This window comes from Tritonibacter sp. AK171, assembly GCF_030127025.1.
In the GTDB taxonomy this organism is placed as follows: Bacteria; Pseudomonadota; Alphaproteobacteria; order Rhodobacterales; family Rhodobacteraceae; genus Epibacterium; species Epibacterium mobile.
The window spans coordinates 445935-462459 of record NZ_CP126134.1; the positions used below are offsets into that span (position 1 = coordinate 445935).

The window sequence follows — 16525 nt, forward strand, 5'->3', positions numbered from 1 at the left end:
GCGTCGACCCAAAGGAGACCTCACATGACAAATCCGCTGCTGCGCGACTGGCAAACACCCTTTGGGATTGCGCCCTTCGATCAGATTTCTGACGATGATTTTGCCCCCGCGCTCGATCAGGCCCTTGCTGCCCATCAGGCGCAGATTGAGGCCATCGCAACCAATCCCGAGCCGCCCACATTTGCCAATGTGGTGGAGGCACTGGAGACCCCCTGTCAGCCGCTTGAGCAGGTGCTGTCGGTGTTTTTCTCGGTCGCCGGTGCGGACAGTAACCCGGCGCGTGAGGCACTGCAGCGGGAGTTTTCGCCCAAGCTCGCCGCGCATTTTTCGGCGATCACCGCCAACAAGGCGCTCTATGGCCGGGTGCAGGCGGTCTGGGAGCAGCGCGATGACCTTGACCTGACGGATGAGCAGGCCCGTGTGCTGATGCTCACGCATCGTGGGTTTGTGCGTGGCGGTGCGGCGCTTCAAGGTGCGGAAGATACGCGCATGCAGGAGATCAAATCGCGCTTGGCAACACTTGGGACCAATTTCACCCAGAACCTGCTTGCGGATGAGCGGGCGTGGTACATGGAGCTGACGGAGGGAGACCTCGAAGGCCTGCCCGAATTTGTGGTCAAAGCGGCGCGCACGGCGGGTGAGGAAAAAGGCGCGTCCGGTCCGGTGATTACGCTCGCGCGTTCGATCGTGACGCCCTTCCTGCAATTTTCGCCCCGACGGGATCTGCGCGAAAAAGCGTTCCGCGCCTGGGCGGCGCGTGGCGCGAATGGCGGTGACCACGACAACCGCGCAATTGCCGCTGAAATCCTGACCCTGCGCGAAGAGCGCGCCAAGCTGCTGGGGTATAAGAATTTCGCCGCCTACAAGCTGGAAACCGAAATGGCCAAGACGCCAGAGGCCGTGCGCGGTCTTTTGATGGATGTCTGGGGGCCGGCCAAGGCGCAGGCCGACAAGGACGCCGAGGTGCTGACGCAGATGATGCATGAAGATGGCATCAACGGCGATCTGGAGCCGTGGGACTGGCACTATTACGCAGAGAAACGCCGCAAGATCGAACATGACCTCGATGAGGCAGAGCTGAAACCCTACTTGCAGCTTGACCGGATGATCGAGGCGGCCTTTGCCTGTGCCAATCGCCTGTTCGGGCTGGAGTTCGCACCGCTTGATGTGCCGCTTTATCACAAGGATTGCCGCGCGTGGGAGGTGACCCGGAACGGCAAGCATCTGGCGGTGTTCATCGGCGATTATTTTGCCCGTGGCTCCAAACGCTCGGGCGCGTGGTGTTCGGCGATGCGGGCGCAGGCGACGTTCCCCGAGGCGCAGACGCCCATCGTGGTCAATGTCTGCAATTTCGCCAAAGGGGACCCGGCGCTGTTGTCCTATGACGATGCGCGCACGCTGTTTCACGAGTTCGGCCACGCGCTGCACCAGATGCTGTCGGATGTGACCTACGAGAGTGTCTCCGGCACCTCCGTGGCGCGTGATTTTGTGGAACTGCCGAGCCAGCTTTATGAGCATTGGCTCGAAGTGCCCGAGGTGCTGCAAGAGTTTGCCACCCACGCGGAAACTGGCGAGCCGATGCCAAAGGCAATGCTCGATAAGGTGTTGGGAGCGGCGACGTTCAACATGGGCTTTCAGACCGTGGAATATGTCGCTTCGGCATTGGTGGATCTGGAGTTCCACGATGGTGCCGCCCCCGCTGATCCGATGGCAAAACAGGCCGAAGTTCTGGCGGAGATTGGCATGCCCTCAGCCATTGTCATGCGCCACGCGACGCCGCAGTTTGCGCATGTGTTTTCGGGCGATGGCTATTCCTCGGGCTATTACAGCTACATGTGGTCCGAGGTGATGGACGCGGATGCCTTTGCCTCCTTTGAGGAGGCCGGCGGCGCGTTTGACCCCGAACGTGCCAAGGCGCTGGAGGCGCATATCCTCTCCAAAGGTGGGTCAGAGGATGCGGCGGATCTCTATACGGCGTTCCGGGGACGGTTGCCCGGCGTTGAGGCGCTTTTGAAAGGACGCGGGCTGGCAGCGACGTAAGCGCCCCCTGCGGGGGCGCGGCCTCCGGCGGAGGTATTTTGGAAAAGATGAAGAGGGGCGCGATGCGGCGCCCTTCTTTATTAGTAGCCGCGCTCGCGATCTACCACATGCACAAAGTCCTCGCCTGCCTCGCCGCGACGGATGTTTTCTGCAATCACGCGCGATGCGGTGAGGGGCCGGGTTTCGGCGGCAATATGCGGTGTGACCGTGACGCGCGGATGTGCCCAGTAGGGATGGTCGTGGGGCAGGGGCTCCACCCGGAAGACATCCAGCGTCGCATGGTCGATCTGCCCGCTGTCCAGCGCAGCCAGCAGAGCCGTGTCATCGATCAGCGGCCCACGCCCCGGATTGATCAGGCGCGCGCCTTGGGGGAGAAACCCGAGGCTCTGTGCGTTCAGGATGTTTTCTGTTTGCGGGGTGTCTGGCAAAAGCAGCACCACGATCTGCGCGTCTGCCAGCGCAGGCTTGAGACCATCAGAGCCGTGGTGGCAGGTCACATCCGGCAGGTCCTTAGCGGTGCGCGACCATCCCGATACCGGAAAGCCCAGCTGAGTCAGCGCCTTGGCGCAGGCTTGACCCAACGCGCCGAGGCCGAGGATGGTCACCGGGCGTTCCTCTGCCAATGGTGGCACATAGGGAAGCCAGCGGTCTTGCAATGCGACGGACCGGTCGATTTCCAGATGGTAGCGCAGCACGTGGCCGGTGACCCATTCGACCATGGATTGGGTGAGGCCCAGATCAACCATCCGACACAGGGGCCGGGTCAGAGTTTCATTGCCGGTGATCTTCTCAACGCCCGCCCAGAGGTTCAAAACCGCTTTGCAGCGCGTGAAGGGGCGAAAATCCTGCACGCCCGAATTTGGTGCATAGACGATGTAGTCGACGTCTTCGGGCGCAAAATCCTGACGCAGATCGACCTTCAGCCCATTGGCGACAAATGCGGCTTTGAGCGGGGCCTCATAGGTCTCCCAGCGTTCGGGACGGGCGGCAAACAGGGCGTTGATCATGTGGCGAAGACCCCGTCCATATCTGCAAAACCTTTGACTTCGATGGGGTTGCCGGCAGGATCATAGAAGAACATCGTGCTTTGTTCGCCCGGCTCGCCCTTAAATCGGGTGGTCGGGGGGATCTCAAACTCCACGCCAGCTTCGTGCAGACGTTCGGCGAGGCGTTCCCATTGATCCTGAGGGAGGATCACCCCGAGATGCGGCATCGGGACGAGGTGTTCGCCAACCCGGCCGGTTTTGGCGGTTTCAAAGGGTGTGCCCTTGTGGAGCGATATTTGGTGGCCGAAGAAATCGAAATCGATCCAGCTGTCGGTGCTGCGTCCAGCGCGGCAGCCCAGTGTCTCTGCATAGAAGCTGCGCGCGGCGTCCAGATCGTCGACGTGATAGGCGAGGTGAAAGATGCTCATTCAGCGTCTCCTGCGGTTGCATTGCATTTGAGTTCTGCATAGCGCTTCGAGAGCTTAACATGCTAGCTTGTTTTTGAAGGTTCAATCGTAAGGAAAACTGTGGACACGCGATTTGTTGCCAGCCTGTTGGCCATTGTCGACGAAGGTTCCATTGCCGCTGCGGCGCGACGTGCTGGCGTGACGGCCTCAGCGCTGTCGCAACGGGTTGCTGCGTTGGAGGGTGATCTCGGGATTGCGCTGCTGCGGCGTGAGGGGCGCATGGTGCGGCCTACCCATGCCTGCAGCCGTTTGTTGCCGCGACTGCGGGAATTCATGCGGTTGGAAGGGGATCTGCGTGCTGACCTGCGAGGGCATGGGATGGCAGGCACCGTGCGCGTCGGGGCGATTTCTACCGCGTTGGGAGATTGGGCGGCACCTCTGTTGCGGCATCTGCGTGCCACTGCGCCTGAGGTGGATTTGCGTTTGGTTCCGGGGACCTCGTCTGGATTGCTTGCGCTGTTGGAGGCGGAAGAAATCGATGTGGCTGTGGTGGTAGAACCGCCTATGGCGTTACCGAAATCATTGCGGTTTCAGCCACTTCTTAATGAGCCGATTGGCTTACTTAGCCCCGTGCAGGGACCCTCAGACAAGCTGCCCTATCTGGTCTATTCACGCGATGCGTGGGGAGGGGCGGTGTGTTGGTCCGCGCTCAACGCGCGTGTTCATGATCCTGCGGTTCTGGTTGAGATGGATGCGTTGGAGACCATTGCCCAGATGGTGGAGGACGGGGTGGGCCAGGCGCTGCTGCCAAGATGGCGCGGTCTGTCGCGGCACGCGCCCAAGGCGCAGTTCGCACCATGGCCAGATGTGCATCGCACCATAGGTTTGGTGCATCGCTTGCGGGATTTGGACAGCCCCTTGCTCGCTCTTGTGCGGGACGGGATCGGAGGCGGGCGTCTTGATCGTTAGCGCGGGCGGTGGACGTTTGCGCTCTGCACGATGCCAAAGGCTGCCAAAAGCACCAACATCGCCGACCCGCCATAAGAGACCAGTGGCAATGGTACGCCCACAACGGGTGCAAGCCCCATCACCATCGACATATTGACTGCAAAGAATAAAAAGAAGTTCAGCGCGATCCCAAGTGTGACCAGCGACGAAAAACGGTCCTTGGCCGAGATTGCGGTGGAGACACAAAAGACAATGATCATCACATAGATCGACAGCAGCATCACACCGCCCACAAACCCGAATTCCTCGGCGAGCGTGGTGAAGATAAAATCGGTCTGCTTTTCCGGCAGAAAGTTCAGCCGCGATTGGGTGCCTTGCATGAACCCGCGCCCTGACCAGCCGCCGGACCCTAGGGCAATTTTGGATTGGGTGATGTGATACCCCGCACCCAGAGGGTCTTGGGACGGATCAAGGAAGGTGTCGATCCGGCGATACTGATAGTCCTTTAGCAGTTGCCAATCGGTGCCCCGGCTTTGAAATACGGCCGCCACAAGCCCCCCTGCTGCGGCAAACACCGCTGCAAAATAAGCCCAGTGCACACCTGCCAGAAACATCACGCCACCCCCTGCCGCCAGCAAGAGAATGGAGGTGCCAAGATCGGGTTGCTTGAGGACCAGAAAAGTCGGTGCGAGGATCAAAAACAGTGGCAGCAATACAAACAGGGGCCGCGATGTGCGGTTTGCCGGAAGCCAGTCGTAATAGGCGGCAAGCACCATCACGAGGGTGATTTTCATCAACTCTGAAGGCTGTAGCCGAATGGGTCCAATGTCGACCCAGCGTTGCGCCCCCATGCCGACAGAGCCGAAGAACTCCACCGCTACCAAAAGCACCAAGGCCAAAAGATAGGCCACCACCGAGATATTGCGCCAAAACCAGATGGGCACCATTGCCACCACCAGCATGACGCCCAGCCCGAGCAGAAAACGCTTGGCCTGCGGTTCGACCCATGGCGTGAAAGAACCACCCGCCACAGAATACAGCATCAAGAAGCCAACACCAGCAGCCGCAGACAGCAACAGCACCAGCGGCCAGTTCAGAAAGAGGATCTTGCGCAGCCCGGTTGGGGTCGATTTCGCGTGATACTCAAGATAGCTCATGCGCGATCACTCCCGCCGCTCTCGGTGCGCTGGCGCATCTCGCGTTCAAGACGCTCTTGCTGTGCTTCGATCTTGCGCCGGTCACCAGCCGGATAAGCCTCCAGCGGCGGGGTGCCACCATAAAGCGCCTGCAACAGCACATCGCGCGCAACAGGGGCCGCAACAGAAGAGCCGCCACCGCCATGTTCAACCACAACGGCGACCGCGTATTTCGGTTTGTCATAGGGGGCGTAACACACATAGAGCGCGTGGTCGCGGCGCTCCCATGGCAAATCCTGATTTCGGATAACCCCCGATGCGCGTTCCGCGGCGGTGATGTTCCTCACTTGGCTGGTGCCGGACTTCCCGGCCATGCGCATCCCGTCCCCGATAATGCGCGAGCGGTAGCCCGTGCCGCGTCGGTCGTTGCTGACCGCATACATGGATTTGCGCACATGGTTGAGGTGGTTTTCATTGAGCCCGATCGGCTCACCGGCGCCGGAGGGTTGTTCGACCCCATTGATGGATTTGACCAATCTCGGGGAGACTTCGCGGCCCGACGCAAGGCGCGCTGTCATCACCGCCAACTGCATGGGAGAGGCCAGCATATAGCCCTGTCCGATGGAGGCATTCACGGTGTCGCCCACCAGCCAGTCCTGACCGTAGGTGCGCGATTTCCATTCGCGGTTCGGGGCCAGACCTGCGGCCACCGCAGACATCGGGATATCATGGCGGATGCCCAGACCAAGCCGGTTTGCCATCTCTGAAATCCGATCGATGCCAACCTTGATGGCAAGGTCGTAGTAATAGACGTCACAGGAACTCTTGAGCGAGTCCAGCAGGTTAACATGCCCATGCCCCGCACGTTTCCAGCAGTGGAACCGCCGACCGGAGACCTCCAGATAGCCGGGGCACCAGGTTGTTTCCTCAGGCGTGATGACGCCAGCTTCCAAACCCGCAAGGGCGGTGACCATTTTAAAGGTCGATCCGGGCGGGTAGGTGCCTTGAACCGTTTTGTTGGCCAGCGGGCGATAGGGGTCTTCGGTGAGCGCGCGGTAATCGGCAACTGATATTCCGCGCACGAACAGGTTAGGATCAAAACTGGGGCTCGAACAGATCGCACGCAGATCGCCATTTTCCACGTCTATGATCACGGCGGCCGCGCTTTCGGTGCCAAGACGGGCCTGCACATAGCTTTGCAGATCTGCATCCAGTGTCAGCTGCATATCTGCGCCTGCTTCACCTTCGCGCCGGTCGAGTTCGCGCATCACGCGGCCTGCGGCATTGACCTCAACCCGTTTGATGCCTGCTTTGCCGCGCAGGGTTTCTTCTTGTTTGGATTCAAAACCCACTTTGCCGAATTGAAAACGCGGGGTCAGCAGGACGGGATCTGGGTTTTCCATCTTTGACAGATCATAGTCCGAGACCGGGCCGACGTAGCCCACAACATGCGCAAAATCAGAGCCTTGCGGGTAGACACGCGACAGGCCGACTTCTGGCGTGATGCCGGGCAGGGCAGGGGCATTCACCGCAACCTTGGAGATATCGTCCCACGAAATCTGGTCTGCCAGCGTGATCGGCAGGAATGGTCGCGAGCGGCGCATTTCCGTGCGCGCGCGCTCCAGATCTTCTTCATCGAGCGGGAGCAGACGGGTCAGATTGGCAATCACCTGCTCCACATCACCTGCGTCCTCGGGGACCAGCACAATCCGATATGACGGCGAGTTTTGCGCGATGATATTGCCATTGCGATCATAGATCTCGCCACGGCTGGGCGCGAGCAGGCGGATGTTGATGCGGTTCTCTTCTGCAAGCAGTCGGAACTGGTCGGCCTGATCGACTTGCAAGAACCGCATCCGCATTGCCAAGGCACCGGTAAACCCAAGCTGCAAACCACCCAGCACCAAGGTGCGCCGGGTCAGCATGCGGTGGCTGTGGTCCTGATCTTTCTGATTGCGTTTCACAGGCGCGCTCCAAGGGTTTCTGCATCCGCTGCCGACAGACGGCGCACTCCAAACAGGCTCTGGCTTATCAGAACCACAAGCGGATAAGCGGCAATGGTCATAATGACCTGCACCAGAATCAGTGCAATATGCGCCTGATCCACGGCCAGAATGCCAAGGATCATCCGGTTGAGCAAAGCGATGGCAATCATGACAATGCTGACCGCGACCCACTCACCTAAAAATGGCGTTTCGCGATGCGTCGACAAGCGCGATTTCAGGAATTCGCAGGCCAATAGCACCAAGAGCGCCCAGAGTCCGGGTGGGCGCTGGAACAAAAGATCGGCCAGCAGCATCACCATCGCGATCAGGAGCGGCGGCACAAAATCTGGCCGCCGCGATGACCATGCCAGCGCCATCGCCAGCAGGAAATCCGGCGGGCTCCAGCGTCGGGGGATGGTGTCGAGCGGCAGCAGGTGGAAGAACATGATCAGAAGCGCCAACCCGGCAAAGATCGCGCGCATGAGCCAGATCGCAGCCGGAGAGGTCTTAGCCATTGTCAGCCTCTTCCGGTGTCTCGGTGGGCGTTGCGCCCTCAAGAAACCCATCGGGGCGCGGCAGCGGGATCATGTCTTCGGGGACGGGTGCGATCAGGGCACCGGGATCGGTGATCGGCGTACTGCCCTGATGACGCAGCACCCGCAGGAACTCAAGTCGCTCATAATCTGCAGACAAACGTACCCGCAGGCGCCCGGCGCGGTCTTGTGCGACCTGACCGATCAAAAGATCCGGTGGAAAGACTTTTCCGTCGCCCGAGGTCACGACTCGGTCGCCGGGGCGCACCAATTCAGGGTTTTCGACAAAGTTCAGCAAAGGTGCTGCGGTGTTGTCGCCGCTTACCAATGCGGATTGCCCCGAAGGCTGTAGCGTCGCAGGCACGGCACTGGCTGCATCCGTCAATAGGATCACCCGCGCGGTATCAAGCCCGGTGCCAGAAATCCGACCGACCAGCCCGATCCCATCCATTGCGGCCCAGCCGTCTTGGATGCCATCACGCGCGCCCACATTCAAAAGCACGGACTGGCGAAAGGGGGAGCCTGAGTCGGCGAGTACCACGCCCGTCACATAGGTAAGCTGCGGATCAAGACGCACATTGTTCAGATCCAGCAAGCGCGCGTTTTCCTGCTCCAACTGCAGCGCGGCCTCTTTCCACGCGCGCATCTGGCGCAACTCAGACCGCAATTCCCGGTTTTGTTCCGACAGACGCTGGTAGCTCTGAAAGTCACGTACGAGGTTGATTGCGCCAGTGACCGGTGCCATTGCCCATTGCATATTGGGCACCACGGCATCCACCACCTGTGCGCGAAACCGTTCGACGCGCGGGCTGTCGATCCGCCAGACCAGAAAAATCACCGCCAGCACAAGCACCAAAATCCCGACAAGCAATCGCTTGAGCGGACCGGCGTAATCTTCGCGCTGTGACCGGTCTTTGGCCAAGGCTCTCCTTCCAGAAGTCAATCAAAACCAAGGGCATGCCCGATCAGGGCGGGGGCGTTAGCTGTCGTAGTCGATCGCGTGGCGCAGCTGCTTTTCGTACTCAAGCGCCTTGCCGGTACCCAGTGCCACACAATTCAGGCTCTCATCCGCGATCGAGACCGCAAGACCAGTTTGTTCGCGCAGCGCCAGATCCAGGTCACCCAAGAGCGCACCACCACCGGTCAGCATGACGCCCCGGTCCACGATGTCCGCTGCCAGATCTGGCGGTGTGGTTTCCAGTGCGGTCATCACCGCCTCGCAGATTTGCTGCACCGGTTCGGCCAGAGCTTCGGCGACCTGCGCCTGCGAAATCTCGATTTCCTTCGGCACCCCGTTCAGCAGGTCCCGGCCGCGGATCTGCATCGACTGGCCGCGGCCATCGTCGGGCATGCGGGCGGTGCCAATGGAAGTCTTGATGCGTTCGGCCGTGGCCTCACCGATCAACAAGTTCTGCTGGCGGCGCAGGTAGGAGATGATCGCCTCATCCATACGGTCGCCTCCCACGCGCACGGAGCGCGCGTAAACGATGTCGCCCAAGGACAAAACAGCCACCTCTGTGGTGCCGCCGCCGATGTCGACAACCATGTTGCCGGTTGGGTCCGTGATAGGCATGCCAGCGCCGATGGCAGCCGCAATCGGCTCTGCGATCAGCCCTGCGCGGCGCGCACCGGCGGCCAGCACTGACGAGCGGATCGCGCGTTTTTCCACCGGGGTTGCGCCATGCGGGACGCAGACGATGACCTTCGGCTTGGAGAATGTGGAGCGTCTATGCACCTTCCGAATAAAGTGCTTGATCATTTCTTCGGCAGTATCAAAGTCCGCGATCACCCCTTCGCGCATCGGGCGGATCGCCTCGATGGAGCCGGGGGTCCGACCGAGCATCAGCTTGGCGTCCTCACCGACCGCGAGCACTTTTTTCACGCCATCTTTGACGTGATAGGCGACCACAGAGGGCTCTGATAGGATGATGCCGCGGCCTTTGACGTAAACCAGCGTGTTTGCAGTACCGAGGTCAATGGCCATGTCCGAGGTGAACAGACCGCCGAGATTTCCGAAGAGCGCCATGTAAAAGGGATCCTGTAAGTACTGCAATTGCTGGGCCGCGACTCTTTCGTCGGGCCGCAGACTTTGACCTTATAAGCATGGCGGGCCTGCCGTAAAAGGGAGTATTGGGCTCACCTAGCGTCTTTTCGCTTGTGAAACGGGCCAATTGCGTCCTCAAAGGTGGAGGAATCACATCAAGGCGTCGCCCTAGCTCGAAAAGATAGCATCCATGCGGGCCTTATAGCTGTCCCAGCTGACGGTGGCGCGGTTGCCTGCGTAGTTGTGATAGTAGGATTTCCCATTGGAGGTTGGGAGCCCTGCCCAGATCTTGGCGAGGTTGTTCATGAATGTGGTCTGGGTCATGTCACCGGCTTTGAACTGAGACAGCCCCGCCTCTTCGATCAGCTGGTGTGCCAGTTGATCCTGCAGATCTTTGTTGAACTTGCGGCCAAGCGGGACGCCTTGGTGTTTGACAAGACGGCGCAGTGTGGCGGGGATGAACTGATAGCGCCCGATGGCATGTGGTTGCCCGGGGGTGGCGTCAATCCAAGTGTAGATTTCCAGCAATGTCATGTCTGTCGGGTCCGCCGGAGGCTTGATTTTCGCGCCATGTTGGACGGCGTCATAATCGGCCTTGCCGGCCTCAGCACTTGCGATGACGTTCATGATTTCCGCGACATCGATGCCCACCGCCACGGCCGCACGCGCAAAGAGGCTGCCGCTGCTGCGGCCTCGAAACAGGCTGGCTGCACCCGGATTCATCGACACAGCGCCGCGCCCGGTTGCATCATCATTGAGCACCACGTCGCGTGCAGATGGGGCAGAGGTCCGCATAAAGAAACCGCCATCTCCAACCAGAGAAAACCCCGCAGAATTGGCATGAAGGGCGCTGGTCCAGCTGGAAAAGATCAGCGTAAGCGCAATGAAAACGCCGGATGTGAGGCTCGTTCTGAGGGGCATATGGACCTGCTTCTGCGGGTAATTTCTCCTCTCACTGTGCCGCAATGTGGTTGAGATTTGGTTTAGGGCGCGTGAGCGCTGCCCCTTTCGCAACGCCTGCATTGCAGCTAAGGGAGGAGCATGCTGTCCTATCAACATATCTATCACGCGGGTAATCTCGCCGATGTTCAAAAACACGCGCTGTTGGCGTGGATGCTGGACTACATGACCCGCAAGGATAAGCCATTGAGCTATCTGGAAACCCACGCGGGGCGGGCGCTCTATGATCTGGCGTCTGCCGAGGCGCAAAAGACCGGTGAGGCGGCACAGGGTATCGACATCGCGCGGGACTGGTTTGCGCCCGATCATCCTTACGCACGGGCGTTGGATCGTGTGCGGGCGGTGCATGGCGCAACCAGCTATCCGGGGTCTCCTCAGATCGCGGCAGAATTGTTGCGCCCCATCGATAAGCTGCATCTGGCAGAGCTTCACCCGCAAGAAGCTGCGGCACTCCGAGACGCGATGCGCGGTAGCGGCGCGAAAGTCCATGTGCAGGATGGGTTTGAAATGGCGCAATCGCTGGCCCCGCCAGAACCGCGCCGAGGGCTGGTGCTGATAGACCCGAGTTACGAGATCAAAACCGATTACACGCGCATTCCCGGTATCATCGCGAAACTGCATCGCAAATGGAACGTAGGCGTTATTGCGCTTTGGTATCCGCTGCTGAGCGATGGGAGCCATAAGTCGATGCTTGCAACGCTTGAAGGGCAGGGCCTGCCGGATGCGCTGCGCCATGAGGTGCGGTTCCCGCCTGCGCGTGAAGGACACCGGATGGTGGGGTCGGGGATGTTCGTGGTCAACGCGCCCTTTGGGTTGGCACAGGAAGCTGCGCGTCTAGACGCGAAATTCGCACGCCTTTGAGCGCGCGAGAATTTCAGCTAACGCCCTAAATTATATAAGAAAACCGCCCGCGTCTGAACGCGGACGGTTAATGGATTGCGTATGCTTGTGCGAGCGGTGTTTACGACGCGCGGCGCAATGCGTGTGTGTCGTCTTTCTCCACCTGAAACTGGCGAGCGTTTTGCGCCAGAGTATTGGCTTCATCCCGCAGGCGTTGGGTTGCCGCCGATGTTTCCTCAAACATTGCCGCGTTCTGCTGGGTGACTTGATCCAGCTGGTCCGCAGCGGAGGTGATTTCAGACAGGCCGGTGGATTGCTCGCGCGCGGCCTCTGCAAGAGCGCTGACTGTTTCATTGATCGCCGAGATATGCTCGTTGATCTCGTCCAGCGCGGTGCCGGAATCACGTGCCAGAGCGACGCCGGTTTCGACCTCGCGGCTGGCGTTGGTGATCAGTTCTGCGATTTCACGCGCCGCATCCGATGATTTGCCGGCCAGGGCACGGACCTCTCCGGCGACGACCGCAAACCCACGACCCGCTTCGCCAGCGCGGGCAGCCTCGACCCCGGCGTTTAGGGCCAGAAGGCTGGTCTGGAATGCGATGTCGTCAATGAGCGAGGTGATGCTGGAGATTTTGGCTGAGCTTTCCTCAATTCCGCGCATCGCATCAATGGTGCGACGGACCACCTGCGCACCACGCTCCGTGCGGTCGCTGGCTTGTTGAACGCGCTCAGAGGCGGCGCGGCTTTCCTCGGCAGAGTTTTTAACCGATGCCGAAAGCTCTGTGAGGGCGGCGGAGGTTTCCTCCAGCGAAGCGGCCTGCGTTTCTGTCCGCATGCCCAGTTCTCGCGAAGAGCTGTCGAGCGCTTCGCTTTCGCTCTCGATGCGCTCCACGCCGACCATCAGCTTGCGCATCAAATCGGAAATCTGCGTCACAGTCGCGTTGAAGTCTTCTGCCACCTGCCGGAACTCTTCCGGCATGGCGTCATCAACGCGCACGGTCAGATCACCTTGGGCGAATTTCGCCAGACGTTGGCTGAGGATGGCCACGACGCGTTGGCGTTCCTCATCCTTGATGTGCGCTTCTGCTTCCAGTGCGGCCTGCATCTGCAGCCCGTCGCGGAAATTGGCAACCGCATGGGCCATTTGGCCGATTTCACTGCGGTCCGTGAGGCCCGGCACATCAGAGTCGAGATCGCCATCGGCCATCGTCGCCATACGCCCCTTGAGCGCATTCAGCGGTGGCAGCATGCTGCGAATGATCAGAAGCGAAACGCCGATCAGCACCGCCAATGCGACGCCCAACCCAACCAAAGCACGCATGCGCATCTGAGCAATATCAGCCTCAATGTCATTCACGTAAGCGCCGGTCCCCAGATACCAATCCCAAGGTTCGTAATACTGCGCATAGGTCAGTTTGGGTTCTACCTCTTTGGTCGCGGGGTTCTCAAAGTAGATGGTGGAGACGGACTGCCCGTTCTCATCCAAATTACCGAGAATCGCCTCAAAGATTTTGTTGCCATGCACGTCTTTCAGATTGCGCTGGCTTTCCCCGCCAACCCACTGCGGGCGAAAAGGGTGGACGGAATAGACGATGTCGCTGTCAAAGGCGTAGATATAGCCGTTGTCACCAAACCGCAGGTCATTCAGAATCTGGCTGACGGCGGCCTTGGCCTCTTCAAGCGTGATTTCACCGGCTTCTACGCGGTTGTTATAGGCCTCAATCTGGCTGCGCCCGACATCGGTGATATGACGCAGTTCTTCTGCGCGAAGGTCATATGCGGCATCAGATGCGCGGTTGAGGGTGAAGAAGGTCAGGCTTGCGGCTGCGATGAGCGCAAGCGCCACGAGGGCGTAGATCCTATAGGATAATCCGTAAAATGCGGCGGGCATGGTGGTAGGCCTTGCGTGTTTTCGATTGGCTCCATTCTTGCGCCAAAAATACTAACGCCGACTTTACAGAAGGGGTCTGATACAAAGGCGGTCAGCAGGTATTCACAAAATGCAATTCAAAACTGTCGCGCGCCACAGATGGCGCTGGCCCTAAAAAACAACGCCCGGACAGGGCCGGGCGTTGCAAGGTCTTATCGTTCAGTCGGCTTAACCGATGATGTCATTGAGCGTTGCAGAGGGGCGCATGACTGCAGCCTTTTTCTCAACAGACGGGTGGTAGTAGCCACCGATATCGGCAGGCACGCCTTGTGCGGCTGCCAGTTCCGACAGGATTGCACCTTCGCTGGCTGCAAGCGCTCCGGCGATGGGGGTGAAGTATTCTGCCAGTTCTGCGTCTTCGGTCTGGGCTGCGAGCGCTTCTGCCCAGTAGCGGGCAAACCAGTAGTGGCTGTCGCGGTTGTCGGGCTGGCCGACTTTGCGGTCTGGCGACTTGTTGTTGTCGAGGATGCCTTGGGTTGCAACCTCGGCGGCTGCGCCCAGCACGCCCGCTTTCTTGTTGCCTTTTACATCGGCAAGGAAGTTCAAGCTCTCACCAAGGGCACAGAACTCACCCATGGAGTCCCAGCGCAGGTGGTTTTCCTCAACCAGCTGCTGCACGTGCTTCGGCGCAGAACCGCCAGCGCCGGTTTCAAACAGGCCGCCACCGTTCATCAGTTTCACGATCGACAGCATCTTGGCCGAGGTGCCCAGCTCCAGAATCGGGAACAGGTCGGTCAGGTAGTCGCGCAGCACGTTGCCGGTGATGGCGATGCTATCCTTGCCTGCGGTGATGGTTTCCAGCGACTGACGGGTTGCTTCGCGCGGAGCGAGGATCAGGAACTTATCCGCAACACCTGCCGCTTCTAGTGCGGGCGTCACGTATTTGATCAGCTCGGCGTCATGGGCGCGGTTGGCATCGAGCCAGAAGATCGCCTCCGACCCGGTCAGACGCTGACGGTCCAGCGCCAGTTGAATCCAGTTCTCAATGGGTGCTTTCTTCACGGTGCATGCACGCCAGATGTCGCCGGCCTCAACGTCATGGGAATGCAGCGTTTCGCCATTGGCCAGAACCACGCGGATCACCCCGTCTGCGGGTGCCTCAAACGTGGTCGGGTGGGAGCCGTATTCCTCGGCCTTTTGTGCCATCAGGCCGACGTTGGCGACAGAGCCCGCCTTGGTCACGTCCAGCGCGCCATTGGCTTTGAAGTAGTTGATGGTCTCGTCATAGACGGTGGCATAGCAGTTGTCGGGGATGACGCAGTTCACGTCGCCCTTGTTGCCTTGGGAATCCCAGCCCTTGCCGCCTGCGCGGATCACAGCCGGCATGGAGGCGTCGATGATCACGTCGGAGGGCACATGCAGGTTGGTGATGCCCTTGTCGCTGTCGACCATGTACATTTCGGGACGCTCGGCGCGCACGGCCTCAATGGCTGCGGTGATCTCGGCATTGCCTTTCACGCGCTCCAGCAGGTCGCCCATGCCGGAGTTTGCATTGACGCCCAGCGCCTTCAGTTCCGCGCCGTATTTGTCGAACACCGGCTTCAGCCAGGCCTTCACCGCGTAACCAAAGATGATCGGGTCGGAGACCTTCATCATGGTGGCCTTCATATGCAGCGAGAACATGGTGCCATCGGATTTGGTGTCTTCAATCGCACCCTCAAGGAAGCTCGACAGCGCCTTGACGGACATGAAGGTCGCGTCGGCCACGGTGCCCTCGGTCAGCGGCCATGCGTCCTTCAGCACGGTGACAGAACCGTCCTTGGCGACAAATTCGATCTTTGCGTCGCCCGCCTGAGCGGCGGAGATGGTGGCGGATTTTTCGTTTGCATAGAAATCATTGCCCGGCATCGACGAGACTTTGGTTTTGCTGTCGGAGGCCCATGAACCCATGGAATGCGGGTTGTTCTGCGCGTAGTTCTTTACGGCCTTGGCGGCGCGGCGGTCAGAGTTGCCTTCGCGCAGCACCGGGTTCACGGCAGAGCCTTTGATGCTGTCATACCGCGCCCGGATTTCCTTTTCCGCGTCGGTGGACGGCTCGTAAGGGTAGTCGGGCAGCTTGTAGCCTTGCGCCTGCAGTTCCTCGACCGCGGCAACCAGCTGCGGTACGGAGGCGGAGATGTTCGGCAGTTTGATGACGTTGGCGTCAGCGGTCTTTACCAGCTCGCCCAGTGCGGCGAGATCATCGCTCTGACGCTGGTCGTCGGTCAGGTTCTCAGGGAACGTCGCGATGATGCGGGCCGCCAGAGAAATGTCCTTGGTGCCGACGCTGACACCGGCAGCATCCGCGAACTTGCGGATGATCGGCAGGAAGGATGCCGAGGCCAGCTCGGGCGCTTCGTCTACAATGGTATACAAAATGTCCGGCGTTGAATTTTCTGCCATGTTTCACAACCTTTCTGCGAATTCGGAAGCTGTTGTTCGTCGTCAAATCGGTGCGCGTTCGTCGCGTCACCTGTTGTCCGTCCGGTCAGCGGCATAAAGCCAGCGCCGGGCAGGCATGATGTTCACACGCCTCTCCTAGACCACGAGGCGGCACAAGGCAATTGTCTCCATGCGAGTTCGCGGGATTGTTGCGCAGCGACGGATAGAACTTAACTCTAACCTTTCAGGATATGAGCTATCCCTGCGAAGGTTCCCCCTGTCCATTTGCGCGTTTCGGCTATTCTGTCGTTGGTTTGAGTATCGCTGCGTGTGCATGGTTAACATGGCTTAAGGG

Annotated in this window: 13 protein-coding genes; 3 read left to right on the forward strand and 10 right to left on the reverse strand. The window is 59.8% G+C overall.

The window, feature by feature from the left end; genetic code table 11:
• Positions 1 to 24 precede the first annotated feature (24 nt).
• Entirely contained in the window at positions 25 to 2040 is a 2016-nt protein-coding gene (locus tag QNI81_RS02130; RefSeq protein WP_283967208.1) for a M3 family metallopeptidase, read from the forward strand.
• Positions 2041 to 2120: 80 nt separating this feature from the next.
• Here the strand turns inward: QNI81_RS02130 and QNI81_RS02135 are convergent, their stop codons facing one another.
• Together QNI81_RS02135 and QNI81_RS02140 are read right to left on the reverse strand one after the other, a co-directional pair.
• Positions 2121 to 3047 (reverse strand): 2-hydroxyacid dehydrogenase, encoded by a 927-nt coding sequence (locus tag QNI81_RS02135; RefSeq protein WP_283967209.1) that lies wholly within the window; start codon positions 3045 to 3047, stop codon positions 2121 to 2123.
• Complete coding sequence (locus QNI81_RS02140; protein ID WP_005623164.1) at positions 3044 to 3454, reverse strand: VOC family protein; 411 nt, start codon at positions 3452 to 3454, stop codon at positions 3044 to 3046. Before QNI81_RS02140 ends, QNI81_RS02135 begins: the two co-directional genes overlap by 4 nt.
• Positions 3455 to 3553: 99 nt before the next feature.
• On the opposite strand from QNI81_RS02140, the gene QNI81_RS02145 reads away from it, so the two are divergent.
• Positions 3554 to 4402, forward strand: coding sequence for a LysR family transcriptional regulator (locus QNI81_RS02145; protein WP_283967210.1), 849 nt, complete (start codon positions 3554 to 3556; stop codon positions 4400 to 4402).
• Here QNI81_RS02145 and rodA read toward each other — a convergent pair.
• The 6 genes from rodA to QNI81_RS02175 form a co-directional block, all read right to left on the reverse strand.
• A complete protein-coding gene (gene rodA, locus QNI81_RS02150) occupies positions 4399 to 5538 on the reverse strand; it encodes a rod shape-determining protein RodA (protein ID WP_005623158.1) in 1140 nt (379 codons plus the stop codon). The genes QNI81_RS02145 and rodA overlap by 4 nt on opposite strands.
• Positions 5535 to 7481, reverse strand: a complete 1947-nt coding sequence (gene mrdA / locus QNI81_RS02155; protein WP_005623156.1) for a penicillin-binding protein 2 — start codon at positions 7479 to 7481, stop codon at positions 5535 to 5537. Before mrdA ends, rodA begins: the two co-directional genes overlap by 4 nt.
• Complete coding sequence (locus tag QNI81_RS02160; protein WP_009176149.1) at positions 7478 to 8017, reverse strand: hypothetical protein; 540 nt, start codon at positions 8015 to 8017, stop codon at positions 7478 to 7480. The genes mrdA and QNI81_RS02160 overlap by 4 nt, the downstream gene beginning before the upstream one ends.
• Entirely contained in the window at positions 8010 to 8957 is a 948-nt protein-coding gene (gene mreC, locus QNI81_RS02165) for a rod shape-determining protein MreC (protein ID WP_283967211.1), read from the reverse strand. The genes QNI81_RS02160 and mreC overlap by 8 nt, the downstream gene beginning before the upstream one ends.
• 57 nt (positions 8958 to 9014) lie before the next feature.
• Positions 9015 to 10061, reverse strand: coding sequence for a rod shape-determining protein (locus tag QNI81_RS02170; RefSeq protein WP_005623148.1), 1047 nt, complete (start codon positions 10059 to 10061; stop codon positions 9015 to 9017).
• Between the two features lie 186 nt (positions 10062 to 10247).
• Entirely contained in the window at positions 10248 to 11000 is a 753-nt protein-coding gene (locus QNI81_RS02175; RefSeq protein ID WP_283967212.1) for a hypothetical protein, read from the reverse strand.
• A gap of 120 nt (positions 11001 to 11120) precedes the next feature.
• Between QNI81_RS02175 and QNI81_RS02180 the strand changes: the two genes are divergently transcribed.
• Positions 11121 to 11900, forward strand: coding sequence for a 23S rRNA (adenine(2030)-N(6))-methyltransferase RlmJ (locus QNI81_RS02180; protein WP_283967213.1), 780 nt, complete (start codon positions 11121 to 11123; stop codon positions 11898 to 11900).
• A 100-nt stretch (positions 11901 to 12000) separates the two neighbouring features.
• Here the strand turns inward: QNI81_RS02180 and QNI81_RS02185 are convergent, their stop codons facing one another.
• Together QNI81_RS02185 and QNI81_RS02190 are read right to left on the reverse strand one after the other, a co-directional pair.
• Positions 12001 to 13770: a methyl-accepting chemotaxis protein gene (locus tag QNI81_RS02185; protein ID WP_283967214.1), complete on the reverse strand. Its 1770-nt coding sequence runs from the start codon at positions 13768 to 13770 to the stop codon at positions 12001 to 12003.
• Between the two features lie 207 nt (positions 13771 to 13977).
• Positions 13978 to 16191 (reverse strand): NADP-dependent isocitrate dehydrogenase, encoded by a 2214-nt coding sequence (locus QNI81_RS02190; protein ID WP_283967215.1) that lies wholly within the window; start codon positions 16189 to 16191, stop codon positions 13978 to 13980.
• Positions 16192 to 16525 lie beyond the last annotated feature (334 nt).

Coding starts and splice junctions, on each gene's coding strand:
- QNI81_RS02130 (WP_283967208.1), top strand. CDS start 25: ATGACAAATCCGCTGCTGCGCGACTGGCAAACACCCTTTGGGATTGCG.
- QNI81_RS02135 (WP_283967209.1), bottom strand. CDS start 3,047: ATGATCAACGCCCTGTTTGCCGCCCGTCCCGAACGCTGGGAGACCTAT.
- QNI81_RS02140 (WP_005623164.1), bottom strand. CDS start 3,454: ATGAGCATCTTTCACCTCGCCTATCACGTCGACGATCTGGACGCCGCG.
- rodA (WP_005623158.1), bottom strand. CDS start 5,538: ATGAGCTATCTTGAGTATCACGCGAAATCGACCCCAACCGGGCTGCGC.
- QNI81_RS02160 (WP_009176149.1), bottom strand. CDS start 8,017: ATGGCTAAGACCTCTCCGGCTGCGATCTGGCTCATGCGCGCGATCTTT.
- QNI81_RS02170 (WP_005623148.1), bottom strand. CDS start 10,061: ATGGCGCTCTTCGGAAATCTCGGCGGTCTGTTCACCTCGGACATGGCC.
- QNI81_RS02175 (WP_283967212.1), bottom strand. CDS start 11,000: ATGCCCCTCAGAACGAGCCTCACATCCGGCGTTTTCATTGCGCTTACG.
- QNI81_RS02180 (WP_283967213.1), top strand. CDS start 11,121: ATGCTGTCCTATCAACATATCTATCACGCGGGTAATCTCGCCGATGTT.
- QNI81_RS02185 (WP_283967214.1), bottom strand. CDS start 13,770: ATGCCCGCCGCATTTTACGGATTATCCTATAGGATCTACGCCCTCGTG.
- QNI81_RS02190 (WP_283967215.1), bottom strand. CDS start 16,191: ATGGCAGAAAATTCAACGCCGGACATTTTGTATACCATTGTAGACGAA.